The organism is Bradyrhizobium sp. GCM10028915 (assembly GCF_042666195.1).
GTDB lineage: Bacteria > Pseudomonadota > Alphaproteobacteria > Rhizobiales > Xanthobacteraceae > Bradyrhizobium > Bradyrhizobium canariense_D.
Genome location: NZ_JBHTFN010000044.1, coordinates 922,828 through 946,094, shown reverse-complemented (window position 1 = coordinate 946,094; position 23,267 = coordinate 922,828). Strand labels below are relative to the sequence as shown.

Here is a 23,267-nt window from a genome sequence, read left to right as displayed (position 1 = left end):
GGTGTGAGAGGCGAGGTCTTGAGGAAAGGCCGGTATCGGCGACATCCTCGCCGTTTGCAACGGTCAAATCTGCCGGTGCAGCGATGCAGGGCGCCGTGCTAAGGCATCAGTGAACAACGAGAACAATCGGGAGATCTTCGCTCATGCACATCTTGCAGCCGGCCGAGTGGAAAAAACCGCGCGGCTTTTCCCATGGTGTCGTGGTCGAGGGGCCGGGCCGCTGGGTGGTGCTGGCCGGGCAGACGGGCGGCGACGAGACCGGCAATTACGCGCCTGACATGGCAGCGCAGGTCGGGACCGCGCTGAAGCGGATCATCATGCTCCTGGGCGAGGCCGGCGCCAGCCCCGAGCATATCGTCCGCCTGACCTGGTACCTGACCAGCCGCAGCGAATATGAGGCAGCCGGGGCCGGCATCGGCGCGGCCTGGAAGGAAACGCTGGGGCGCAATTTCCCGCCCTCGACCTTGCTCTACATCGGCGGCCTCGTGGACGACCGGGCCAAGGTCGAGATCGAGGTCACGGCGTTCGTGCCGGGCACATAAAAATCGACCCGGCGAGATCGCCGGGTCGATTGTCAATCTACTCGTATCGGCTTAGCGCGACAGCGAGATGTTGGCGCCGCGGAACTGGCTGTCAGCGCGCATCGTGACGTTCTGCTTGTTGCCGGACGTCTTCAGCGAGATGTTGGCGTTGAAGCCGGCAGTGGAGGCGAGCAGTTCATAGTTTCCGCCGGCGCCGCGACCCGAAAGGGAGCCGCTGATATTGCGGCTGGCCTCGGACCAGCTGCCCGCGATGGCGCTGCCTTCAGCCTTGACGTTGGCACCGAGGTTGAACTTGTAGGCGTCGCTGGCGCAGGTCAGAGACAACTCCATGGTCGGTCCGATCGGAGCGTATTTCGCCCGGCAGCGGATCCGTTCGGTCGAGCCGTCATCCAGGGTGACCGTGCCTGAGCCGCTCCAGCTGCCGGCCAGCGGGGCGAACGGGCCGGACTGGGCCTTGCTCTCGGAGTTGGCAATTCCGGCGGCAAACATAACGGCGGCCGCGATCAGCAGCCGCCGGCCCACACCGCTCGTCACGATTTTTCTATTGGCGCGATGCTTCCCACCGCCCGCTGCACGGTATGCCTGCAGATGCTCCATTCCACTTCCCCGATCCGGCGTTGCCGCTGAGTTGACCGTTGGCATATGCACCATTGATCGAAACTTTCACAAGTCCCCCGCTGCCGATGGTGCCGGAAACGTTAGCGCCGGGCGCGGTGATCTTGCCGTCGGCGACCGTCAGCAAGGAGCTCGCGGTCGGCTCGCAGGTGCCGCTCTTGGTGACGATGGTGACGTGCCAGTTGCCGTCATAGGGGGTCTGGGCAAAGGCGGGCGCGGCGAGGGTGGTAACTGAGGCGGCACAGAACGCCGCAATGCGAGCAAAACGCATAAAATCCGTCCTTGAATTCGTCTGATATGCTGACCCTTATTCGGGCCAAATGTGACGGAAATTTGGTGCAGTGCCAAATCGAAAATTGTTCCTGTGGGAACAATGGTTTATTTGGGTTTCAGGCTGGGATTCTTGAAGCAAAATCAATGCGCCGTCACGTTAAGGGTAAACGTCAGGAGATCGACTCAGGAAAAGGGCCTCAGGAAAGACTTGGCGCTGAAGTCGCGAACTGCTCGTCTTGAGTCTTGGACGGCAGCGCCTTGTGGACCTTGGCATAGTCGATCACGTCGGCCAGCAATTTGAGCCCGAGCGGGGCGAGCGCGCGCTCCCACAGTTCCCGCGCCGCCTCGCCCTTCTTGACGAAGCACCACTCCTGGGCCGCGATGGCGCCAGCGTCCATGCGGTCGGCGAGGTGATAGATCGTGCCGCCGGCGATCGGATCGCCTTCCTTGATGGTCCATTCCACGGCCGCCTTGCCGCGGTGACGCGGCAGCAGCGAGGGATGATAGCCGATCCCGCCCAGCTTCGCTGCCTCAAGCGCGTCCTTGCCGATCCGGGCGTGGCTGTGCGCGGTGACGATCAGATCGGTGTCGGGGGCGATCTCGGAGGCCACCACCAGTTTGGGATTGGCCTGGACCACGACGTCGATGCCCGCCGCCTTGGCTGTTGCGGCGAGACGATCCTCGGCGTCGGCCACCACGACGCGCACGATCGAGACACCATGCTCCCGGAGCATGTTCAGGGTGGTCACGCCGAAATGGCGGGAGCCGACAAGAGTAATGCGCATGGGTGTCCGATCCGTCTCGCAACTGCGTCATCTCCCGATAACACGTCCGGACGTCCTGTCACCACCCGCGCTGGGTTTGCGCCGGTTATCAACAACGCGCCGGGCGAGGCTGCGCGATGAATTCCGCGATTGCGGTGTCGGCCGGTCCGGTGCTTCCATGCGCATGGCATCGGCTCGGAGTGAACGCATGCGGAGCGCGTGGTTTGTCCTTCTCGCGGCCTTGGTTGCAACCACTTCGGCGCGCGCTGGCGGACCGCCCTATCCCGTGGTTCCGCCCGAGGTCGGGGTGGCGCCCTTCATCGGCCCGACCTGGGACACCTATCGCTGCGCGGAAGGGCCGGTCACCAATTTTTATCACGGCGCCTATTACGGCCAGGAGCCGCCGGCGCTCTATCGCGGCTACGCGTACCGGCCGCATTACCGCTACAGCGCCTACCGCAGGCTGCCGCGCAAATATTTCTGCGTCACAGACTAGCGTTGCCGCGCCGCCACGGTGGTGCGGCGAGTGCCGACGGCCGGTTCCTGTGTTTCGTTTTTAACAGAGAGACCCAGGGATTTGCCGTTAGAACGTGGACCGACCGGGGCTGGCGACATTTCAACCCGCATCCGTTTTCGAACCCGGATTTGGCCGCTGGCGTGATCGCCAGCGGCTTTTTCATGCTCGGCCATCACGAAATCATCTGACGGTAACGTGATCTCAACCAGCTTGGCGTATCGACGAATCCGTCGCGGATTTGTATTGCGTACCGCGACACCGAGATTGTCGCGCCGGCGCGGGTGCGCCGTGCGGGCTTTTTCGCCGGGACCTATTTCATGCCGAGCGCGATTGAGCAGATCGTCGACGTCTATGTCCGGCTGAAGAACCGGCGCGGCCTCGACGAGCTGATGATGCACAGGCAACGGCTTGCAGTCGATCTGAAGAGCAGGTCCGGCTACGACTTCAGCCTGCCGATCGGCCAGATCGACGAGGAGATCGCGATCATCGAAGCCGGCCTCAGCCGGCTCAAGTCGGGCGATATCGCCGCGACGGACGACGGACGGCCAGTTTGACGTTCAGTCGCGCCGGCCACCGTCGATGACGGTGAACAACGGCCGCGCCTGGGTCGGCTCGACCAGCAATTCCTCCACCAGCGCGGCCGCCGCATCGACATATTTGCGCGTCGGCTTGTCGAGGGGACGCGTGGCCTCGTCGTCGAGCGCGACCTTGGCGGCCTCGACCAGCTTGCGCATTCGCGCCGCGTGGTCATCGCCCGCCGTCAGCGTCGCGCGGGCCAGCGAGCGCAGCACGAACAGCTCGCCCTCGAGGCGGAGCAGACGGTCGTTCAGCCTGGAGAGGACGGCGTTGAGGTCGGCCATGGCGCGCGTTCGTTGCGGAAGATGCATCCTGCTCTAGCGGCGATCGGTGAACGGAGTCCAAACGGCATCGGCGCAATTGCGGCGATCTCCCTCAAGTCTCGCTCCGCGCCAGATAGTCGCGTGCGAAGGCGAGATACCAGTCGAGGCAGGCGGGATTGGCCATCGCCTCCCGGTTGATGACCTTCTCGACGGGCTGGCCGAGCAGCAGCTTCTTGATCGGCAGCTCCTGCTTCTTGCCCGAGAGCGTGCGGGGAATTTCGGCGACCGCAAAAATCTCGTTGGGCAGGAATCGGCGCGAGAGGCCGGCCTCGATCGCCTTGTTGATCTTCGCCTGCATCGCGCCGTCGAAGGCGACGCCTTCGCGCAGCACCACGAACAGGGGCATGTAGCTGTCACGGCCGAGATATTCGAGATCGACGACGAGGGAATCCAGCACCTCCGGCAAGGCCTCGATCGCGGAATAGAGTTCGCTCGTGCCCATGCGCAGGCCATGCCGGTTGATGGTGGCATCGCTGCGGCCATAGATGATGCAGGAGCCGTCCGGGTCGACCTTGAGCCAGTCGCCATGCCGCCACACCGGCCCACGGCCGGTGCCGTCGAAATTGTCCGGATAGGTCTCGAAATAGCTCGCGCGATAGCGCGCACCGCCCCTGTCGTTCCAGAAATAGAGCGGCATCGACGGCATCGGCTCGGTGCAGACGAGCTCGCCGACCTCGCCGATGACGGCGCGGCCCTGTTCGTCAAAGGCTTCCACGGCAGCACCCAGCAGACGGCACTGCATCGCGCCCGGCGTCTGCGGCAGTTCGCGATTGCCGCCAATGAACGCGCCGGCGAAATCGGTGCCGCCGGAGATATTGGCCCACCAGATATCGGCCTGCGCCTTGCTGCCGTTGGTCTTCGACAAGCCAGCGAAGCGGTTGTTGAACCAGGCTTGGGTGTCGGCGCTCAGCGGAGAGCCGGTCGAGCCGAGACATCGAAGCTGTGAGAGATCACCGGCGGCGACGAGGTCGACCTCGGCCTTGGCGCAGTTGGCGAAGAACGCGGCGCCCGCGCCGAAGAAGGTCGCTTTCGACTGCGCGACGAAGCGCCACAGCGTGGTCCAGTCTGGTTTGTCCCTGGCGCCGCCGGGGCTGCCGTCGAAGATGCAGCAGGTGGTGCCGCTGAGCAGGCCGCCGACCTGGCTGTTCCACATGATCCAGCCCGTCGAAGAGTACCAGTGATAGCGCTCGCCGAACGAGTTCTCGTGGTAGGAGCAGCCAAGATCGTTGTGCAGGCCGAGCAGCGCCAGCACCACGATGATGATACCGCCATGGCCGTGCACGATTGGCTTCGGCAGGCCGGTGGTACCGCTGGAATAGACGATCCAGAGCGGATGATCGAACGGCAGCCAGGCCGGCTCGAACGCGTCGATCTCCGCGCCGGTTGTTGCGATAATTTCGGAGAGCAGGGCGTCGGCCGCTGCGGGCGCGGCGGCCTCGCTGTGCAGGATGACGTGCTCGACCGTCGGCAGCGACCGCCGCAGCTCGGCGAGGACGTCTTTGCGATCGTGCCGGCGGCCGGCATAGGTGACGGCGTCGCAGGCAATCAGTACTTTCGGTTCGATCTGCTTGAAGCGGTCGATCACGGCGGGCGCGGCCATGTCGGGCGCGCACAGGCTCCAGATCGCGCCGATGCTGGCGCTCGCCAGGAATGCGATGATGGTCTCGGGGATGTTGGGCAGATAGGCGGCGACGCGGTCGCCGGGCTTGATGCCTTTTTCTTTCAGATGCAGCGCGAGCGCAGCCGCCTTGCGCCGCAGCTCCGGCCAGCTCGTCTCGCAAAGCCTGCCGTCCTCGCCACAGCTGACGATTGCGGGCAGGCCGGCGGCGTCAGCCGCGTCCACGTGGCGGAACACCTGCCGGGCATAGTTGACCTGCGCGCCGGGAAACCAGAGCGCGCCGGGCATCTTGCGCTCGGTGATCACGGCGGCAAACGGCGTCGGCGATTGCAGATCGTAATAGTCCCAGATGGCGTGCCAGAACCCGTCGAGATCGCGCACCGACCATTGCCGCATCTCCTCGTAGCTGTCGAAGTTGAGGCCGCGCTTCTCGGCGAGCCAGGTGCGGTAAAGGGCGATCTGGGGAACGAAGGGTGAGGTCATTGCGTGTCGGCTTCAGTTGCGGGGCGGAGAGTTTAACCGTTGCCGCAGAGTAGCAGAAGCCGCAGTTCGGGCAGGGGGCGTTGACGGGAGTAGCTGGTCTGGGTCCGGTGGAAGCAGTCTACCCGCCGGCTCCGGCCCAACGCCTTCCGAACACGGGTGGCTTGGTTTTCACCGCTTCCCAGCCGAAGAAATGATGTTTGCCGGACCATGTGTGCACCACGCCGCTGCAGATGCTGCACTTGAAGGTGCCGGAATGCGCTTCGGCGTGCTCCTCCCTTGTCGCCGTGTAGTTCATGCTGCAACCCGCGCAGGTGAATTCTTCGATCGTCCAGATGGTATTGGCCATTGCACCGAAGTGGTTTGAGGGACCTCGATGGAAGCGTAGGTGCACGCCTTTGCATCGACGTAAACCGGTCGGCCGAAATCCGGTTAATCACCGTTAGCCAAGCCGGCATCACGTCGCGCACCTTGCCGGCGCTCGCCCACGGCGCCGCCGCAAGATCAATCGCCGGTCCGGATGCTTCGCATGTCCCGGTCGATGCACATCTGAACGCGCCTGATGGCGAGCAACGGCAGCCTGCCTTGCACGCGCCCGGTGCGGGCCCTGTCGCCGACGGCATAGGCGTAGCGCCAATAGCCCGGTGCGCCGTTTGGCTTCAGCGAAAAGCGGATGCCGCGGTGAATTCCCGCGTGTGCGACGGGCTCTCTGGGGCGGCGTGCCATCGTCTCGGAATGCAGAATGGCCCGATGCGTTCCTAATCGCCGGCTCGTGCCGGCCCGGTCGTCTTGACGCCGGGTGCGCGGCTGGCAATAACGCGGGGCCGCGCAAGTGCCGGAACCCGCGTCAATGCCGCAAGGAAAGCCGTGCCCGTGAAAAGTCTGCGTCAGCTCCTGACGGGCGAGGACATCATCCAGCTCGTGATCCGCGTCGGCCTGCTCGGCCTGCTGATCATCTGGACCTTGCTGATCATCCGCCCCTTCGTGCCGATCCTTGCCTGGAGCGGCGTGCTCGCGGTCGCGTTCTACCCGGCCTTCAGCTGGGTCGCCAAGATCCTCGGCGGCCGGCCCAAGACCGCAGCGGCGATCCTGACCCTGATCACGCTCGGCATCGTCATCGGTCCTGCGACCTGGCTCGGTATCAGCGCAGTGGACGGCGTGCGCGAGCTGGCGCACCAGCTCGGCACCGGCGACCTCGCGCTTCAATCGGCGCCGGAGCAGCTCAAGTCGTGGCCGGTCGTTGGCCCCTGGTTATTCGACCTCTGGGAGCAGGCCTACAACAACATCCGCGCAGTGCTCCGCGAGGTGGCGCCGTATCTCCAGCCGCTGGCGGGACCGCTCTTGTCGCTCGCGGGCGATGCCGGCGTCGGCACGCTCCAGTTCCTGGTCTCGGTGTTCGTGGCCGGCTTCCTGTTTCCGCACGGGCCGCGGCTGGTTGCGGCCGGCCGCGGTTTCCTGTTTCGCATCGTGCCCGAACAGAGCGAGCATTTCCTGGGGCTCGCGGGCGCGACCATCCGCGCCGTGGCGCAAGGCGTGATCGGCGTCGCGATCGTGCAGGCATTGCTCGCCGGCATCGGCTTCAAGCTTGCCGCGGTGCCGAGCGCCGGCCTGCTCGCCTTCATTGTGCTGCTGCTCTCGATCGTGCAGATCGGCGCCTTCCTGGTGCTGCTGCCGGTGATCATCTGGATCTGGACCGCCAAGGACGTCACCACCGCGCTGCTGCTCACCGTGTTTCTCGTCCTCGTCGGTTTCCTCGACACCATGTTGAAGCCGCTGGTGATGGGGCGCGGCCTGACCACGCCGACCATCGTCATCTTCGTCGGCGTGATCGGTGGCACGCTCGCCCACGGCATCGTCGGCCTGTTCATCGGCCCGATCATCCTGTCGGTGGCCTGGGAGATGATGATGGCCTGGATCAGGACGGAGGACCGGGCAGAGGCGGGGGCAAGGGCGGGCACAGCGGCGGGCGAGGGCTGATCTGGCGCCTCGAACGGCGGGATCGGCCTGCCGGGTTTAATCAGATCTGACGGCCTTGGCCCGGGTGATCAAGATCCATCCGGAACTTGTCTATCCGACTAGACAAGTTACCATGGGCTCGATTCTATTTTCGATTACGGCGGACATGGCGAAGTCTTCCAAACTGGTTGCCGCCAAGCGCGGCAAGGTATTGTTGGTCAGACGCCGGTCGGACGGCCTGTGGATGTTTCCGGGCGGCCGCAAGCGCGCGCGCGAGTCCGACAAGGACTGCCTGCGGCGGGAGATCAAGGAAGAGCTGCCCAAGCTGAAGCTCGGCCGGATCAGCCTCTGGAAGGAAGTGACGGCCAGGAACAAGCGTTCCGGCCGCAAGATGAGCGACGCGATCTTCATCGCCAAGGGCGCCAAGGGCAGGCTCGCGATCGGCGACAAGCACGAGATCGACCGCGCCGTCTGGCAGAAGCCGCGCGGCATCCGCCTAACGCCGACCTCGCGCTATATCCGCGACCGCCTGTTTCCGCGGAAGCGCGGGTGAGCTAGGCCTCCTCGTCGTCCTCCGACGAGAGCTGTATCCGTCCGGTGTGGGCCCGCGAAAAATTGCCGCGCACTTGCGGCGCGGACATTCTGGCCATTTCGGCTTCGCGCTGCTCCTTGCGAGCCTTGCGCGCGCGCTTCATGGCCTGCTTGACCTGAGGGTTCGGTGAATCCTCCGCGAAGAACAGCACCACCTCGCAGCTCGGACATTGCCTGGAATAGCCGTCCTGCAACCGTCCCGCGCGGTCGCGGAATACGGTCTTGCAGCGCGTGCACTGAATCTGGACGAAACTCATGCGCGGTCGATCGACAATGACTGATGAAAATGGATCGTCAGGTGATCCCAAATGTCTGAAGAAAGCTTGAACGCGTCGGCGACTTCAAGCCGCTCGATCAGGCGCTATTGCTTGGCCGCCATCGTGTCCAGGCAATGGTTGAGATAGACGGTGCGATCCCTGGGCAGCACCTTCTCGAGATCCGCCTTCAGCGCGCATTCGCGCTGCCGCATCTGCTCGGCCCGCCGCTTCTCGGCCGCCTCGCGATATTCGGGAGCAACCTTGTTGGGATCGACGAGAGCCTGCGAGCGGGCGGGAGCCGTCACGGCGAGTGCAATGGCGGTGATGATCATGAACTGTTTCAAATGAGCCTCCGTAAAAGGCTCATCCTAGCGCTCGGGCGGCGAGGGCTCAAACGGCAAGTTCGCCGAGACGCCCGGCAGCCCAGTTGATTCAACTACCTGAAGTTGGGACTCGTGAGTCCATCACTTCGGGACGTGGTCGATCTTGTGGCTGAGATGCCCGGTGTCGTGATCGCGCCGCAACTGGCTGAGCGATGTCTCGTTCAGCTGATGCAAGACCTCGCTGAGTTCAGTCGTATCCGGATAACCGGCAGCAAAACCCTTGCCGTAGATCTTGCGCAACGTACCGACCAGCGTGTTGCCGTGCTTCTTGCTGATCGCGCCATCCTTGTCGCGGTGGCGATGATCCAGGCCCGTGTCCTTCATGGCTTTCTCCCTGAGCGGCGTCTGCGCGCCTGGAGAGAGCGTGCTCCCAAACGAGTTGATTGGCAACGGCACGGCGCGCGGCAGGTGAGCCTCGTCAAGATGTGGAAAGATCGAAGGCCGTGTGAAGCAGTTCACAAGCGATGGTCGAGATCGCTGCTACGAAGGCCTCATTGCTTGACCGATTGATATTTTGAAAACGCCCCAGCGCTCCACCAGGCGCTGGGGTTTTCACGTCGATCACCGCCACGGCCAGAGCGCGCGGCGCGCGATCGGTCGGGTGCTTTTCGAATGATGCCGAAGGCTGGTGCCGAAGGCGGGCGACTACGCGGCTTGCTCCTCGAACGAGGTGTAGACCTGGCCACCTGGACCGATCACCTGAACGCCCCAGCACCCGTCGGCGATGAGCTCCTTGGCCTTCTTGAGGGCGGCGGTGAGTGACAGCCGCTTGAGGCTGACGATTCCTGCCGTGTCGAAACCGCTGATTTCAAACATGCCGCTCCTCCCTGTTTTGTCGAATCCTACACTTTTTGAGCGGGTTGTCTCGCGGCTTTTGGGACAGGGGCCCGGCGCACGAGCAGGCGGTGGCCAAAATCGCGAAAACAACCCCATGCACAGTAGCTAAGTCCAGCTGGCGCAACGCTTTCTTTTTGGCCCACGCGGTCCTGCATACGGCGGAGACGCCGGTTGACGCGTCGGGCAAAACAGGGGTAGTCTGCCAACTTCGGAAAATCCGCTTCGGACCAGGGCGGCTTCCCGGGATCGGGAGGAGCTCGCGCACCGGCCTGCCTGTCATGACCCTCGCACGACCCCGTAGTCGGCGGGGGGTGGCGGGGTCTGCAGCAGGCCGCCGCCGCTAACGTGGAATTAAGCTGAAAAGCCCACAATTTTAGACAGTTGTAGATGGGTGCTGCGTAAGGGAGCTGTCGCGAGGACGTTCCGGCGACGGCTTCCTGTTGCTCGCTCATTTGGGGTCAATGCCATGACCGCGACTTTCGAAACGCAAGGCCTTGTCGAACAGCTCGACCCTGCAGCACTGGCTGCGGCCATCGCCGCCGGCGAACCCGCAAGTTTGGACGCTCCGGAACCGATCAAGCGATCCAGCCGGACATCGGTCATGGCGCTGTCGGTGTGTGCCCTGGCCATCAACGGCGCCGCGGCGATCTACACATGGCCGTCCGGCCTGCCATCGCTGAATCTGAGCAGCCTGGCTGATCTGCTCCCGCGCCAAGAGGCTTCAGCGCCAAAGCCGGATCCGGTTGTCGCGGCCTTGAAGGATATTCAGTCGACCCAGCAGCAACACACGGCTTCGCTGCAGGAGAGCAATCAGGCCTTGCAACAAAACGCGGCTGTGCTGCAGGCGGATTCGATGGTGCTGCTTTCGCTGCGGCAGAGCATCACGGATGAACGGGTCGATGTGAGGAAGGTATCTTCGCAGCTGTCCACGCTGATTGCGAAGATCGACTCGCTGCAAAATGCCATGATGTCGGACGTCACGTCCTCGGTTCGAAGAGCGCATGCGCGCTATGGACTGTCCGCAGCGATGCGCAAGCGGATCGTTCGGCAGTCGAAATCTGCAGGTCCCGTTTCAGTTGGAGGAGCGCCGTTGAGCGTGCCTGCCACAGTTTCGGGCCCGGAGAGCTGAAGATAGGGTCAGGCAGGTGATCTGAGACTTTGTCCGCGCTCACTTGGCGGGCTCACGTGAGCGCGGCTTTTTGCCCGACTTGGAACTACCGAATGCTGGTGACAGTACGCTCCGGCACTCTCACCGCGAATCCTAAGAAGCGATGATCAGGGGCCCGCCCGTTTGCCCCGAGGGGCCGTTCAATAGTAACGGCGCCGCGGACGACGCTCGTAATAATCATCGCCGTAATAGCCTTGCCGGCCCTGTTGAAACTGCGGCGGAACCGTTCCGGTCGGGTAACACTGGCCGTCGCGGGTATCGATATCGGCACCGTTTCCGCAAGGAACGGGATAGTGGCCATAGCCTCTACCGCCACCATAGTACTGCCGTGCGGCCTGTTCTTGCGGCGGCAAGTAGCCGTTGGGGTAGCACATGCCGTCGCGGGCGCTGACGTCCCAGCCGTGGCCGCACGGCGGTGGGTGCACAGGGACACGGTATTGAACCTGATGAACCTCACCGAGCTGTAGAGCCAGCAAGGTTGCCACAACTGCACCGATCATCGGACTTCTCCCAATCGCACTATGCCTACGCCTGAGCGGCTGAATGATCGCTGAACGGGTTCACGCCGGCGATCTTAACCTCACTTTAGGAAATCGTTGTTCGGCGGCGTGCCGTTGGATATAAAGGGAGCCGCCGTTAGCGTCAGTTGCGTCCGTGAGTCATGATTACCTATAAGCAGTACCACATCCAGCAAGTCGAGCACGGGCCCAAGCGCTGGGTTGCTCGCATCACGCGGACAGACGGCCAAAACATCCGCACGATTCTGCCAGCGACCGAGCTACCCTACCTCGACACGAAGCCGACAACGTCCGCCGAGGAAGCCGAGGCGCTTGCCAAGGAAGGAATCGACTTCGGCGGCGTGGTGTAGGCCGTCGTCGGGGTCGACTGACATTCGTTTGCGAACTCGCCGGTGGCTTCATCCGCCTCCGCAGCCTGCTTTTCACCCAAAAACTATTGTGGCTCGGTTGGCTTGTCTCGCTCATGGCTCTCGGCTTCGGCGGCCGCGCACGCATCCATGCCATGGCATTTGCTCAGATAGTACCGAGCGCCTGCGAAGATCGAGCAAACAATCACCACGGAAACCAGCAGGAAGATCATCCACCGTCGGTTCAACATTCCCATGACCTTCTGCACCCGCCATCCGACGCGGCCCGTTCGCCTGACCGGCCCAGCCAGGCGAGGCGAAGGGTCGATAAGCTCAAATCAGACCTTGTGCTTCGGATTCAGTCTAGCCTCACGCTCCAGCCGCTCGGACTTCAGGCGTTTGAGGTTCTCCTGAAACTCCGGAGTGGCTTGGCTGTCCGCTATTGTCTGTCTCGATCCTATCGGATTGAGGGTCCTTCGATCGGCTTCGTCCGCGACTTGTTGCGCGGCCGACCGTTTGGGTTTGATCATTTGCTTTTTGCCTTCAGGCGAGATTGACCAGGCGGGCGCCGGTCAATTCATTTTCGATTTGGCCGGTCGCGTCGAACATTCTGGAATTCCTCGGGTCCCTTGACGAGCCGCCGCTTGCGGCTGGCCTGGTCATCCGGGCTCGCTTTGTTGTCTTTGAGCTTGTCGATCGCATTACCCGCCATTTCCCGAGCCCGCTCGGACGAGGCCTTGGCGGTAGACGTAACCGCGAGGGCGGGGGCGGGTTTGCCCAAGCCAATATCAGCCAGCCGACGGATGGATTCAGAGCGAGCCGGAGTGTCTTCCTGCCCCGACGCCCATGCGTCGATCTGAGCGACAGTCGCCTCCGGCCAGCGCGTGCCGATCTGGACGCCTTGACCAGTAGCGGGGCGGCCGCGATGCTTTTTGGCACGAATCTTTTTTGCTGGTTTCATTTTATTTGGTACCAAAAAATCATGCCGAAGGGAAGCGCGAACTTCCGACGGCTGTGCCTGTTTAGTGCACTGGCACCGCAATCCCCACGCAACATCACGATCACAGATTGAACTCAGGCGGCCCCCGTAGAGGAAGCGCCAGTTGTACAGCAAAAGGTCGGGAAGCATTTGCTTGGACGAAGGCCTGCAAGGCCGGCGTGATCTCGCTACTCGTGACACGCTCGGCAAGCTCATCTGCGATCTCGCTGGTGGCATCGCGAGACCAGCCCTCGATGGCGTTGAAGGCGACGATACGGACGGGATACGCGTACTGCCCGGAGAGTAGGTCGCGGATGATGGTCTCGACGTCGGTATCCTGCTCGTCGGCCTCGCGCCAGGAGCAGCCGGCGCGCGCGCCGAAGTCTTCCAGTACCAGGTAAATCTCCCGGTCGAGCCGATCCAGCGGCACAATCGACGGCGCATGACGCATGACGCAACTCCTACTCAAGAGGAGCAATCGTTCGACTGTCCGTTCGTTCCGCCCGGAACTCAGGCCGATAGGCAAATGAAAGAGGCGGACGTTTGAGAAGCGGCCTTACTTCTTTGGCAGAAGTCCCAAGACGAACCATTGAGCCGGAAACAGTGGAAACAGCAGCGCTCCCCAGATGAACCAAATGCGCCTAGACCGGCCTCTCTGTGCCGCGAAATTGGCGGTCACGCGCCCACACCACATCATCAGGGTGACAATGACAAAGCCAAACATGATTGAGGCAAGCATGGAGTGGCTCCTGCCGATGGTCCGTTGGTTATCATATAGGATTGGCCTGTCGCCGGGGAGAGAGCCCAAATCAAGATTGCGCGCTTAAGGCGGGGACGACCGGCGCCGCCTTACTTTACTTGTTCTCTGGCTCCGGTGACGAGGCGGAGCCCGGCGTGCGGGACGTCGGCACCGTCTGAGAGAGCGGCAACTGAGGCGGCCTATTTGGGGCGGAATGGCTTTGGGCACACCAGTTTTCCGGAAGAGTCTCGTCGGCAAGCGCCGACATCAAAGCGCCGCTCATTTGCGGCGGCAGGACGCGTCAGCAGCGGAATTCCAGCTGCCGACACAGTGCCGACATGGAGCTTTCTGTCGAAGTTGCGTTTGGGATTACTGCTTCATTGTGTTGGTGAGCGCGCTGGGGCTCGAACCCAGGACCCCGTGATTAAAAGTCACGTGCTCTACCGGCTGAGCTACGCGCTCCCATGGCCGCTGATGGCTTCAAAGAAATCGCCATCGTCTTCGGTCATTTGGAAAAGCATGTCTTGCCGCCACATCGACGCAAGCGTTGCGGAAAAACCGGCTGTTTCCGGATCATGCTTTCGGCCCGCGCTGTGTAGGGGGATGGGGCGCGGAGGTCAATAGCTCGGGTGGTTGCCGAACTTGAAGGCAACAGCGGGAATTCGCTCGCCGTTTCCAATGCTTGAGCCGGGATTTTCAACCCGAATGGCGGCCGTCATCCACGCCGAAGAAGCCGCGACGTCCGCCCACGGGACGGAGGATGCCACGTTCGGAGCCCCGTCAGTTCGCTTCCCGCCGGACCTCGCTCGGCACCGGCACTTGCTGCGGCGTGCCGGCGGGGGTGGGTAGCGCGACCGGGCGCAAGCCGATCAGCTCGGCGGTGCGGATCGCGCTGTCGCGCCAGAACTGGAACGAGTTGATGCGGCTGAGCTCGAGGATGGCGATGGCGACCGCGGCCAGGAACGGCAGGCTCTGCAGCACCAGCACGCCGGCGAAGATGTAGATCTCGGTGATCTGGCGGTAGCTGTTGGAGGCCACCAGCACGCCGGCGCCGATCAGGAGCAGGGCGCCGATCACGGCCTCCCAGAACGCCTGGAACTCGATCGACATCCTGGACAGGCCGCCCTTGGAGGTGCGCGCGAACGCAATGTGCTCGGTGATCAGTCCCTGCGCCACCGCGCGCGACACCGTCCACTGCACGCTCATCGCCGCGATCATCGCGCCCAGCATCTGGCCGGGCTTGATCGCGACGCGCGCGCGGTACATCGACAAGAAGTGTACGAGCGAGACGATGAAGGCGCCGATGATCGGCAGCGTCAGGATCTTGTCGGGGATGGCGATGTCGGCGAAGGCGACGATCGGCACCCAGACGAGGTTGAGCAGCGCCACGACGACGCCGAGGCTTTCGGCACCCAGCCAGTTCAGCCAGCCCAGGCCATATTCGCGCTTCTGGTCGGGCGTCAGCCGGCTCCGTCCGGGCAGGAAGTTCCGCCAGTGCTTCTTGACGATCTGGAGGCCGCCATAGGCCCAGCGGTGACGCTGCTTCTTGAAGGCCTCGTAGGTATCGGGCAGCAGGCCCTGGCCGTAGCGGTGGTTGGTGTAGTGCGTGGTCCAGCCGAGCTGCTGAATCGAAAGGCCGAGATCCGAGTCCTCGCAGATCGTGTCCGACGACCAGCCGCCGGCCATGTCCATCGCGGCGCGGCGGATCAGGCACATCGTGCCGTGCACGATGATGGCGTTGGTCTCGTTGCGCTGGACCATGCCGATGTCGAAGAACCCGGCATACTCGCCGTTCATGATGTAGTGCATGATCGACAGGTCGCCGTCGCGATGTTCCTGCGGCGCCTGCACCAGGCCGACGCTGGGATCGGCGAACGCCGGCACGAGGTCCTTCAGCCAGTCGGGATCGACGACGTAGTCGGCATCGAGGATGCCGATGATCTCGGCGTCGACGGCGGTGCGGTCCATCGCGATGCGCAGCGCCCCGGCCTTGAAGCCCTGCACCTTCTCGGCGTTGATGAACTTAAAGCGCTCACCGAGCGCGCGGCAATGATCCTGGATCGGCTGCCAGAAGGCAGGGTCCGGCGTGTTGTTGATGATGACGACGCATTCGTAGTTCGGATAGTTCAGCCGCGACAGCGCATCGAGCGTCTGCTTGAGCATCTCGACTGGTTCGAAATAGGCGGGGATGTGGATCGAGACCTTCGGGCAATAATTCTCGGGCACGTCCTCGACCGGCTTACCTTTCGTGAGCAGCCGCTGCGGCGGCCGGCCGAATGCGACGGCCGCGATCTCGTCGATGCGCGCCATCGCGATCAGCACGAGGGGAACAAGCAGGATCATGCCGAGCGTGAGCGCGAAGGCCGAGCCGAAGATGAAATAGTGCCCGTTCCAGAACGCGAACACGGTGGCAGCCCAGGCGCCGACGCCGTTGGCGGTGGCCGACAGCAGGAACGCCTGCTTCGCCGTCGGCTGCTGCAGCCGCAGGATCGGCAGCGACAGCAGGATACCGACGAGGAGCGCCACACCCATCAGCTTCCAATAATCGGGATTTTGCACCGGGCCGGTCCAGGCAAATTTCGGCTCACGGCTGGCGTTGAGGATGCCCCAGTACGGACCGACGCCGCCTTCGAAGTATTTCCAGGGCTGATCGATGGCCTCGACGATGTTGTATTCCATGCCGATGGCGTCGGCGCGGCTGACGAAGTTGCGCAAGGTCAGTGCTTGCTGGAACGGACCGGGGTCGGCGTTGCGTAAATTGTAACCCGCGCTCGGCCAGCCGAATTCGGCGATCACGATGCGCTTGCCGGGGAACAGGTTGCGTAACAGATTGTAGCGGTCGACGGCCTGGTCGACCGCCTGATCCGAGCGGAAGTTTTCCCAATAGGGCAGCACGTGGGCGGCGATGAAGTCGACGTTGGAGCCGAGGTCGGGATTGTCGCGCCAGATGTTCCAGATCTCACCGGTCGTGACGGGTACGCGGACCGAGCCCTTGACCTTCTTGATCATCTCGATGAGGTCTTCGACCTTCTGCTCGCCGCGGTAGATCACCTCGTTGCCGACGACGACGCCGTTGACGTTGCTGTTCTTGCGCGCGAGCTCGATGGCGGCCTTGATCTCGCGCTCGTTGCGATCCTTGTCCTTGTCGATCCACGCGCCGACGGTGACCTTGAGGCCGAACTCCGCCGCGATCGGCGGCACCAGTTCCACGCCGCCCGTGGACGAATAAAGGCGGATCGCGCGCGTCATCGTCGACAGCGTCTTCAGGTCGGCGCGGATTTTCTCCACCGTCGGAATGTTGTCGATATCAGGATGAGCCGAGCCCTCGAACGGGGCGTAGGAGACGCTGGGCAGCAGGCCCTTGAAGTCGGGCGCGGGTTCCTTGTCGCGCGAGACTCCCCAGAGGCCGGCGTGGAGCGCGGACACAAGCAACAGAACGGCGGCGACAACCCGCATCGCGGCTAAACCAAAAGGGGCTGAGGGGGCAGGGAAGCGGATCCGACCCCGAGATCCGACCAAGTCCGCGGCAAATGGAGCATACCTCTGCCGCGCGGTTTCACAACTGTCATCGCCTCATGACCGAATGAGGGCATGCACATTTCGAAATTCGCAGCAGTGCCAATTGCTTCTATCGCCGATCGTTCCTGAACGGAGGCTGAAACAATCGCGGCTATTTCGGGGGCGCCGGTGACGGGCTTGCCGCCGGCGAGGGGCTCGCGGCCGGCTGCGGCTGCGCATTGCCCGATGCGGGCGCGGCCGGCTGCGAGGCCGCGGCCGCCGCCTGCTGTGGCTGCGACGCCGGGTTGATCCAGCAAGCGTGCACACGGCTGTCCAGGGTCTCGGCGACCTTGGGATCGATCTGGCCGCCGAAGCGGGTCAGGCAGCGGAAGGCGGCCTGGATGTGGCCGCCGGGGCAGCCGAAACGGTCATAGAGGTCGAGATGGCGGAATGCGGTATCGAGGTCGTCCCGCCACATCAGCCGCACCACGCGGCGGCCGAGCCAGACGCATTCGGGGTTGCCGGCCGGGCCGCTGATGACCTGGGCTGCTTCGGCGAATTCGTCGGTGCGGCGCTGATTCTGGGCGGCATCCTTGGCCGTGTCGGCGGGCTGGGCGGCTGCCTTGCTCTGGTCGGGGGCGGGCGTGCCGCTCTGGGCGGAGGCCGCGCCGATACCCATCAGGATGACAAGGGAAGAAACGGCCAAGGTGGCGGCGAACTGCCGCAGGACCGCATTTCGTAACTCGAACACCCGTTGCCGCATGAATTCCCCAATATAATCACTGACCGTCCGCGTCAGGACCTTCGCGGACGCGCCCGGTGATGGCGTCCAAATGGGTCTCCAATGCGGCGGAAAAGTCCTCCCGAGTCCATGGCCTGAATCTGGAATTTTGTCCAGCAAAGTCACGATCCTAGGCCTCGGTCGAACGGCCGCAGGTAAATTCCTCAGGGGAGGGATGGATCCATAACGGAGTCACCCCCTTGGCAGACGGCGTGCTAGCAGGTAATCGACGGCCCTTCGCGGAGGACGGAACCGATTTCTCTTCGTACGCCACTGGCGCTTCTGCTCGTTTCATTGGGTGCGATCGCTGCCGTGTGGTGGTGGCTTGCCACGCCGATCTCGCTCGCGCGCGCCCCGATCGATCCCGCCGACAAGGTCCAATGCGTCTCCTACGCGCCGTTCCGCGGCGAGCAGTCGCCGCTGAACGCATGGACTCATATCGAGGCCGATCAGATCGAGCAGGACCTGCGCCAGCTCAAGGAGATCACCGACTGCGTCCGCACCTATTCGATGGAGAACGGGCTCGACCAGGTGCCGGCGATCGCGGCCCGGATCGGCGGGCTGAAGGTGCTCCAGGGCATCTGGCTCTCCAGCAACCGCACCAAGAATTTCGAGCAGGCCGCGCTCGCCATTCGCCTTTCCAAGGATTTCCCCGGGATCATCACCAGCATCATCGTCGGCAACGAAGTGCTGCTGCGCGGCGAGATGACGACCGCGGACCTCGTCTCCATCATCCGCTCGGTGAAGGCGCAGGTCAGCGTGCCCGTCACCTATGCCGATGTCTGGGAGTTCTGGCTCAGGAATCGCGAGATCTATGACGCCGTCGACTTCGTCACGATCCACATCCTGCCCTATTGGGAAGACAATCCGGTGCGGGCCAAGTTCGCCGCCTCCCATGTTGAACAGATCCGCGAGCGCATGGCGGTCGCATTTCCCGGCAAGGAGATTTTGATCGGCGAAACCGGCTGGCCGAGCGAAGGGCGCATGCGAGATGGCGCGCTGCCGTCGCGCACCAACCAGGCGCGCGTGGTCTCGGAGATCCTGAGTCTGGCGAAAGCGCAGAAATTCCGCGTCAATCTGATCGAGTCCTACGACCAGCCGTGGAAGCGCAAACTGGAAGGCACCGTCGGCGGCTATTGGGGCCTCTATGACTCGGTGCGCCGGAGCCTGAAATATCCGCCGGGCGAGCCGATCAGCAATTTCCCGTACTGGAAATGGTACATGGCCGCCGGCATGGGCCTCTCCGTGCTGGTGTTCGCGGTCGCGGGCCTGACGTTGCGGCGCAGACCCTGGACGCCGCGCTTCTCGTCCTGGCTCGGCGTGGCGATCTCGGCAACCTCGGCCGGCATTCTGCTCGGGATCGGCGCCGACAAGATGTACTACGAGAGCTACGGCATCGGCGGCTGGCTGCTGTGGGGCGCGCTGCTCGCGGCTGGCATCCTGTCGCCGATCTTCTGCGCGCAGGCGATGGTGATCGGCCGCAGCCTTCCGACCTTCCTCGATCTGCTTGGTCCGCGCGAGGGCCGGAAATGGTCGAAGCTCACCGCCGTGCTCGGCTTGACGCTGGCAGTGACGGCGGTCATCGCGGCGCAGACCGCGCTCGGATTCGTGTTCGACCCGCGCTACAAGGATTTCCCTTACGCCGCGCTGACGATGGCGGTTGTGCCGTTTGCGCTGTTGATGCTGAACCGGCCGCAGATCGGCCAGCGTCCGATCGCGGAATCGGTCTTCGCCGGCGTGCTGACGCTGTCGGCGGCCTATGTGCTGTTCAACGAGGGCCGCGACAATTGGCAGTCGCTGTGGACCTGCGCGATCTATCTCTTGTTCGCGCTCACGCTGTGGCGGGCGCGGGCCGAGCAAATCCAAGAATGAGCAGGCCGATCGCCAGGCCCGACAGCACGACATTGTAGAGCACGATGCCAAGGCCCGCGGCGATGATGCCGGCGGTGAGCAGCACGATGGACGGCCGCATCAGGTTCAGCGTTGCCACCACCAGCGCGACGATGCCGAACACCGAATTCTTGAACAGCACGGTCGAGACCGAGCGCGCCTTGCAGACCAGGGTCTGAAGCCCGGCGTCGCAGGCGAGACCGACCTGCGAGTTTTCGATTCCGAGATAGCGCAGATAGAGCGCATAGCCGACGCTGGCGAAGCCGACGACGATCAGGAACTGCACCTGGTAGGGCGTGAGGCGGAAGGGCTTTTTTGTCATGGCGGCAATATGGTCGGGATGGTGGAACGGGGCAACAGGGGAGGCGCAAGTTTCTCGCGACCTGCGTGAGATCCTTCACCCATTACGCTGATGAATTGCCGCGAGGTAAGCTACCTTCTGAAGAACGACGACAGCGTTGATCCCGCCGACGCCGTCTCGGGCTTCGGCTGTGCGGCCGGCTGCGCCGCAGGAGCAGGCGCGGGCTCCTCGCGCTTCGATGAGCGTTTTGAGGAATAGCTGCGGCGACGCTTGTCGGGCTTGGCGGCCGGCGCGGGCGCTGGGGCGGTCTCGGCTTGCGGCACCGAGTCCTGGGGCTTGTCGGAGTCCTTCTCCTGAACCCTGTCTTGGGTCTTGTCTTGGGTCTTGTCCTGCTTCTTCTCTTGGCCGCCGCGCATTGACAGCCGCTGGCCGTCGAACACGGTGGTCTCGCAGTGGCGGTCGTTCTCGGCGAGGCCGGCGCAGAGTTTTGCTGCAGCCGCTGCATTGATCAGCGGACCGGCGCCGAGGCGGAGCTGCATGCCAAGGCCGGTGTTGCCTTCCTTGATCATGATGATCGGCCGCAGCGCTGCGATTTCGGGATTGGATTTGGTGACCCCGCGCCACAGCGCGCGCAGGCCATCGAGCGAGTTGGCGCCACCGAGATCAATCGCAAAGCGCGTCTGCTGGACCGCGATCGCGGGAGCCTCGCTTTCGGCGGCCTCCGGCGGCTTGGCAGGTGCCGCGGCGACTTCGATCGGAGCGGGCGCCGGTTCTGGCTTCGTCTCGGCAGCCTTCTCGGTCGCCTTCTCTGCGGCCTCGGGCTGAACCAGTTTCGGGGCGGCCGGATCGGGCGGCGCCATGATCGATTTGGATGGGACCAACGGAAGCATCGGCAGTGCCGAATTCGTCGCCGGCGACTGCGCGACCAGCGAGGCCGCGGCCGCGCTCTGCGGCGGCGGACTCCACGGCTCCTTTGCGGCCTCGGCGCGCGGCTTGTCGTTGGCCGGAGCCGGTGTCGAGGCGACCTGCGCGATGCCGGGCGCCGGCGGGCCGATCAAGGCCGGCGCGTCCTGCGGCTTCGCAACGGACGCCTGCGGCGGCGTTGTCGTCTGCTTGGCGATGGCGCCGGTCACGGAATCGAGCCCTTGCTCCAGCACGGTGACGCGCGAATAGAGCCGGTCGCGATCGGTGTTCAGCGTCTCGATGGCGGAGGCGAGCCGGCGGGCCTCGTTCTGGCTCTCCTTGGTCAGGATCTGGAGCCGGTCGGCCTGGCGCGCGAGATCGGCGGATGCGACCTGGTCGCGCCGCCAGCCGAGCTGGGCCTGGTTGGCGAACACGGCAAGCACCACGGCGCCGACGGCCGTCACGCCCCATGAGCCCAGCCGCCACATCATGCCGCGATCGAACGAACTCTCCTCGGCCACAAGTCCGGAGAACAGCCCGCCGGTCTCCTTGGCGCCGAAGGCATCCGCCAGTGGGTCGGAATCCTTTGCCATGAACGTTAAGTGCCCAACCCCTGTCCGGCTTCCCCGAATCAATCAGGGAACATTAACAGGAAAAGCGTGTCGCACTTGAACTCCGGGCGTTTGCGGGGGTAGCAAGGCGATAGCTGATGAGGGCGGCCCGTCGCCCGCTGGCGCCGATTGATTCGGCCGATTGACAGGATTTCGATGACCGCCCGTTCCAGCCTCACGATCGTGCTCGCCGCCGGCGAAGGCACGCGTATGCGCTCACACCTGCCGAAAGTGCTGCATCCTGTCGCGCACCAGAGCCTGCTCGCCCACGTGCTCGCCGCGGCGCCCAAGGGAACCGGCACCTCGCTCGCGGTCGTGATCGGACCCGATCATCAGGCGGTGGCGGACGAAGCAAAGCGCATCCGTCCCGACGCGCTCACCTTCGTGCAACAGGAACGGCTCGGCACCGCACATGCGGTGCTGGCGGCGCGTGATGCCATTGCGCGGGGCGTGGATGATCTGCTGATTGCGTTCGGCGACACGCCGCTGATCTCGGCCGAGACCTTTGCGCGGCTGCGCGCGCCGCTGGCCAAAGGCGCCGCAATTGCCGCACTCGGCTTCCGCGCCGCCGATCCCACCGGCTATGGCCGCTTCATTGTCGAGGGCGACCGCCTGGTCGCGATCCGCGAGCAGGCCGATGCCAGCGCCGAGGAGCGCAAGATTGACCTGTGCAATGCCGGGGTCATGGCGATCGACGGCCGCCGCGCGCTCGCGATCCTCGACAAGATCGGCAATGCGAACTCCAAGGGCGAATATTATCTGACCGACGCGGTCGGCATTATCAGCGAACAGGGATGGGATGCCGTGGTGATCGAAACCAGCGAGGACGAAGTGCGCGGCATCAACACCAAGGCGCAGCTCGCCGAGGCTGAAGGCGTGATGCAGGCGCGGTTGCGGAAAGTGGCGATGGAGTCCGGCGTCACGCTGATCGCGCCCGAAACCGTCTATCTCGCCGCGGATACCGTATTCGGCAAGGACGTGACGATCGAGCCCTTCGTGGTGATCGGCCCCGGCGTTTCGATCGGCGACGGCACGGTGGTCCATTCCTTCTCGCATATCGTCGAGACCAAGCTCGGCAAGAAGGTCTCGATCGGCCCCTATGCGCGGCTGCGGCCCGGCACCTCGCTCGGCGACGGCGCGCGCATCGGCAATTTTGTGGAGACCAAGGCCGCGACGCTGGAGGCCGGCGTCAAGGTCAACCATCTCTCCTACATCGGCGATGCCACCATCGGCGCCAATTCCAACATCGGCGCCGGCACCATCACCTGCAACTACGACGGCTTCAAGAAGCACAAGACGATCATCGGGCAGGGCGCCTTCGTCGGCACCAACTCCTCGCTGGTCGCACCGGTGACAATCGGCAACGGCGCCTATATCGGCTCGGGCTCCGTGATCACGCGCGACGTGCCCGACGACGCCATGGCGCTGGAGCGCAGCCCGCAGACCATCCGCGAAGGTGGTGCGGCGCGCTATCGCGAGATGAAGACGCGAGGGAATAAGCCGGCGAAATGAGCGCCGCTATTCGTCGTCGGCGAATTCGGAGAAGATCGCGCGCGTCAGGCGCCAGCCGCGCGGCTTGGCACGCTTCGCCGGCTCGCCGGCGACGTGCTTGATGAAGACGGGCTTGCTTTCCTTGCCGCGCTGGGGCGGCGGCCAATGCGCGAGGTGCGTGCCGGTGGTCTCGCTGGCGCGCACCGCCATCGATGACAGGCCTTTGCGGTTGGATGAGCCTTTCATGGCCTCTCTCCTTGGTACGCAAGGGTTGGCCAAATTTGTTGACAACAAGTTAACGCGCGCGGT

31 protein-coding genes and 1 tRNA gene are annotated in these 23,267 nt (G+C 64.0%); 9 read left to right on the top strand and 23 right to left on the bottom strand.

The features are described 5' to 3' along the window. The first annotated feature begins 143 nt into the window (after positions 1–143). Entirely contained in the window at positions 144–542 is a 399-nt protein-coding gene (locus tag ACFQX9_RS24720) for a RidA family protein (RefSeq protein WP_085384038.1), read from the top strand. A gap of 51 nt (positions 543–593) precedes the next feature. Here the strand turns inward: ACFQX9_RS24720 and ACFQX9_RS24715 are convergent, their stop codons facing one another. The 3 genes from ACFQX9_RS24715 to ACFQX9_RS24705 form a co-directional block, all read right to left on the bottom strand. Further along, positions 594–1,139 carry a hypothetical protein gene (locus ACFQX9_RS24715; protein ID WP_026233473.1) on the bottom strand — a complete coding sequence of 182 codons (546 nt, stop codon included), beginning with the start codon at positions 1,137–1,139 and terminating at the stop codon, positions 594–596. After that, complete coding sequence (locus ACFQX9_RS24710) at positions 1,084–1,428, bottom strand: hypothetical protein (RefSeq protein ID WP_018457970.1); 345 nt, start codon at positions 1,426–1,428, stop codon at positions 1,084–1,086. Before ACFQX9_RS24710 ends, ACFQX9_RS24715 begins: the two co-directional genes overlap by 56 nt. A 199-nt stretch (positions 1,429–1,627) precedes the next feature. Next, positions 1,628–2,215, bottom strand: coding sequence for a formyltransferase family protein (locus ACFQX9_RS24705; protein ID WP_377790950.1), 588 nt, complete (start codon positions 2,213–2,215; stop codon positions 1,628–1,630). Positions 2,216–2,402: 187 nt separating this feature from the next. On the opposite strand from ACFQX9_RS24705, the gene ACFQX9_RS24700 reads away from it, so the two are divergent. Then, on the top strand, positions 2,403–2,690 hold the full coding sequence (locus ACFQX9_RS24700; protein ID WP_247296650.1) for a hypothetical protein: 288 nt from the start codon (positions 2,403–2,405) through the stop codon (positions 2,688–2,690). Here ACFQX9_RS24700 and ACFQX9_RS24695 read toward each other — a convergent pair. Continuing rightward, a complete protein-coding gene (locus tag ACFQX9_RS24695) occupies positions 2,687–2,884 on the bottom strand; it encodes a hypothetical protein (RefSeq protein ID WP_143273395.1) in 198 nt (65 codons plus the stop codon). The genes ACFQX9_RS24700 and ACFQX9_RS24695 overlap by 4 nt on opposite strands. Before the next feature lie 144 nt (positions 2,885–3,028). Between ACFQX9_RS24695 and ACFQX9_RS24690 the strand changes: the two genes are divergently transcribed. Then, positions 3,029–3,265, top strand: coding sequence for a hypothetical protein (locus tag ACFQX9_RS24690; RefSeq protein ID WP_026233472.1), 237 nt, complete (start codon positions 3,029–3,031; stop codon positions 3,263–3,265). Positions 3,266–3,268: 3 nt separating this feature from the next. Here the strand turns inward: ACFQX9_RS24690 and ACFQX9_RS24685 are convergent, their stop codons facing one another. The 4 genes from ACFQX9_RS24685 to ACFQX9_RS24670 form a co-directional block, all read right to left on the bottom strand. After that, the gene (locus tag ACFQX9_RS24685) at positions 3,269–3,571 is read right to left on the bottom strand and encodes a hypothetical protein (RefSeq protein WP_026233471.1); all 303 of its coding nucleotides are present in this window, start codon (positions 3,569–3,571) and stop codon (positions 3,269–3,271) included. 91 nt (positions 3,572–3,662) lie between these two features. After that, positions 3,663–5,711: an acetoacetate--CoA ligase gene (locus ACFQX9_RS24680; protein WP_377790947.1), complete on the bottom strand. Its 2,049-nt coding sequence runs from the start codon at positions 5,709–5,711 to the stop codon at positions 3,663–3,665. Positions 5,712–5,829: 118 nt separating this feature from the next. Then, positions 5,830–6,057, bottom strand: coding sequence for a hypothetical protein (locus tag ACFQX9_RS24675; RefSeq protein ID WP_018457964.1), 228 nt, complete (start codon positions 6,055–6,057; stop codon positions 5,830–5,832). A 155-nt stretch (positions 6,058–6,212) separates the two neighbouring features. Continuing rightward, on the bottom strand, positions 6,213–6,434 hold the full coding sequence (locus ACFQX9_RS24670) for a hypothetical protein (RefSeq protein WP_018457963.1): 222 nt from the start codon (positions 6,432–6,434) through the stop codon (positions 6,213–6,215). A gap of 141 nt (positions 6,435–6,575) precedes the next feature. Here ACFQX9_RS24670 and ACFQX9_RS24665 point away from each other — a divergent pair, with 141 nt between their 5' ends. Next, positions 6,576–7,685 (top strand): AI-2E family transporter, encoded by a 1,110-nt coding sequence (locus ACFQX9_RS24665; protein WP_026233470.1) that lies wholly within the window; start codon positions 6,576–6,578, stop codon positions 7,683–7,685. A gap of 145 nt (positions 7,686–7,830) precedes the next feature. Further along, a complete protein-coding gene (locus tag ACFQX9_RS24660) occupies positions 7,831–8,217 on the top strand; it encodes an NUDIX hydrolase (RefSeq protein WP_026233469.1) in 387 nt (128 codons plus the stop codon). Position 8,218: 1 nt separating this feature from the next. Here ACFQX9_RS24660 and ACFQX9_RS24655 read toward each other — a convergent pair whose 3' ends face one another. The 4 genes from ACFQX9_RS24655 to ACFQX9_RS24640 all read right to left on the bottom strand — a co-directional run bounded on the left by ACFQX9_RS24655 (position 8,219) and on the right by ACFQX9_RS24640 (position 9,711). Then, positions 8,219–8,512 carry a hypothetical protein gene (locus ACFQX9_RS24655; RefSeq protein WP_085384042.1) on the bottom strand — a complete coding sequence of 98 codons (294 nt, stop codon included), beginning with the start codon at positions 8,510–8,512 and terminating at the stop codon, positions 8,219–8,221. Positions 8,513–8,616: 104 nt separating this feature from the next. Next, a complete protein-coding gene (locus tag ACFQX9_RS24650) occupies positions 8,617–8,844 on the bottom strand; it encodes a hypothetical protein (protein WP_018457959.1) in 228 nt (75 codons plus the stop codon). A gap of 132 nt (positions 8,845–8,976) precedes the next feature. Next, on the bottom strand, positions 8,977–9,219 hold the full coding sequence (locus ACFQX9_RS24645) for a hypothetical protein (protein WP_026233467.1): 243 nt from the start codon (positions 9,217–9,219) through the stop codon (positions 8,977–8,979). A 321-nt stretch (positions 9,220–9,540) separates the two neighbouring features. Then, entirely contained in the window at positions 9,541–9,711 is a 171-nt protein-coding gene (locus tag ACFQX9_RS24640) for a hypothetical protein (RefSeq protein WP_007590796.1), read from the bottom strand. Positions 9,712–10,198: 487 nt separating this feature from the next. On the opposite strand from ACFQX9_RS24640, the gene ACFQX9_RS24635 reads away from it, so the two are divergent. Further along, positions 10,199–10,861 (top strand): hypothetical protein, encoded by a 663-nt coding sequence (locus ACFQX9_RS24635; RefSeq protein WP_085353138.1) that lies wholly within the window; start codon positions 10,199–10,201, stop codon positions 10,859–10,861. 179 nt (positions 10,862–11,040) lie between these two features. Here the strand turns inward: ACFQX9_RS24635 and ACFQX9_RS24630 are convergent, their stop codons facing one another. Continuing rightward, on the bottom strand, positions 11,041–11,400 hold the full coding sequence (locus tag ACFQX9_RS24630; protein WP_143273397.1) for a hypothetical protein: 360 nt from the start codon (positions 11,398–11,400) through the stop codon (positions 11,041–11,043). Between the two features lie 161 nt (positions 11,401–11,561). Here ACFQX9_RS24630 and ACFQX9_RS24625 point away from each other — a divergent pair, with 161 nt between their 5' ends. Beyond that, the gene (locus ACFQX9_RS24625; RefSeq protein WP_377790941.1) at positions 11,562–11,768 is read left to right on the top strand and encodes a hypothetical protein; all 207 of its coding nucleotides are present in this window, start codon (positions 11,562–11,564) and stop codon (positions 11,766–11,768) included. Positions 11,769–11,851: 83 nt separating this feature from the next. Here ACFQX9_RS24625 and ACFQX9_RS24620 read toward each other — a convergent pair whose 3' ends face one another. The 7 genes from ACFQX9_RS24620 to ACFQX9_RS24590 form a co-directional block, all read right to left on the bottom strand. After that, positions 11,852–12,034 (bottom strand): hypothetical protein, encoded by a 183-nt coding sequence (locus ACFQX9_RS24620; RefSeq protein WP_018457954.1) that lies wholly within the window; start codon positions 12,032–12,034, stop codon positions 11,852–11,854. Between the two features lie 308 nt (positions 12,035–12,342). Beyond that, on the bottom strand, positions 12,343–12,726 hold the full coding sequence (locus ACFQX9_RS24615; protein WP_377790939.1) for a hypothetical protein: 384 nt from the start codon (positions 12,724–12,726) through the stop codon (positions 12,343–12,345). 100 nt (positions 12,727–12,826) lie between these two features. Beyond that, positions 12,827–13,195, bottom strand: coding sequence for a hypothetical protein (locus ACFQX9_RS24610; RefSeq protein WP_204511263.1), 369 nt, complete (start codon positions 13,193–13,195; stop codon positions 12,827–12,829). A 105-nt stretch (positions 13,196–13,300) separates the two neighbouring features. After that, positions 13,301–13,483 carry a hypothetical protein gene (locus tag ACFQX9_RS24605; RefSeq protein ID WP_143273837.1) on the bottom strand — a complete coding sequence of 61 codons (183 nt, stop codon included), beginning with the start codon at positions 13,481–13,483 and terminating at the stop codon, positions 13,301–13,303. Positions 13,484–13,869: 386 nt separating this feature from the next. Further along, positions 13,870–13,945 (bottom strand) — tRNA-Lys (locus ACFQX9_RS24600). 318 nt (positions 13,946–14,263) lie between these two features. After that, positions 14,264–16,939 carry a glycosyltransferase gene (locus ACFQX9_RS24595; RefSeq protein WP_085353127.1) on the bottom strand — a complete coding sequence of 892 codons (2,676 nt, stop codon included), beginning with the start codon at positions 16,937–16,939 and terminating at the stop codon, positions 14,264–14,266. 214 nt (positions 16,940–17,153) lie between these two features. Beyond that, entirely contained in the window at positions 17,154–17,744 is a 591-nt protein-coding gene (locus tag ACFQX9_RS24590; protein ID WP_085353125.1) for a beta-1-3, beta-1-6-glucan biosynthesis protein, read from the bottom strand. Positions 17,745–18,074: 330 nt separating this feature from the next. Here ACFQX9_RS24590 and ACFQX9_RS24585 point away from each other — a divergent pair, with 330 nt between their 5' ends. Further along, positions 18,075–19,634 (top strand): beta-(1-6) glucans synthase, encoded by a 1,560-nt coding sequence (locus tag ACFQX9_RS24585; protein WP_162496338.1) that lies wholly within the window; start codon positions 18,075–18,077, stop codon positions 19,632–19,634. Here the strand turns inward: ACFQX9_RS24585 and ACFQX9_RS24580 are convergent. Then, entirely contained in the window at positions 19,594–19,974 is a 381-nt protein-coding gene (locus ACFQX9_RS24580; RefSeq protein ID WP_018457946.1) for a hypothetical protein, read from the bottom strand. The genes ACFQX9_RS24585 and ACFQX9_RS24580 overlap by 41 nt on opposite strands. Before the next feature lie 110 nt (positions 19,975–20,084). Next, complete coding sequence (locus tag ACFQX9_RS24575; RefSeq protein ID WP_247370390.1) at positions 20,085–21,449, bottom strand: hypothetical protein; 1,365 nt, start codon at positions 21,447–21,449, stop codon at positions 20,085–20,087. A 174-nt stretch (positions 21,450–21,623) separates the two neighbouring features. On the opposite strand from ACFQX9_RS24575, the gene glmU reads away from it, so the two are divergent. Next, entirely contained in the window at positions 21,624–22,979 is a 1,356-nt protein-coding gene (glmU, locus tag ACFQX9_RS24570; RefSeq protein ID WP_377790934.1) for a bifunctional UDP-N-acetylglucosamine diphosphorylase/glucosamine-1-phosphate N-acetyltransferase GlmU, read from the top strand. A gap of 6 nt (positions 22,980–22,985) precedes the next feature. Here the strand turns inward: glmU and ACFQX9_RS24565 are convergent, their stop codons facing one another. Continuing rightward, on the bottom strand, positions 22,986–23,204 hold the full coding sequence (locus ACFQX9_RS24565; RefSeq protein WP_018457943.1) for a hypothetical protein: 219 nt from the start codon (positions 23,202–23,204) through the stop codon (positions 22,986–22,988). Between the last annotated feature and the right edge of the window lie 63 nt (positions 23,205–23,267).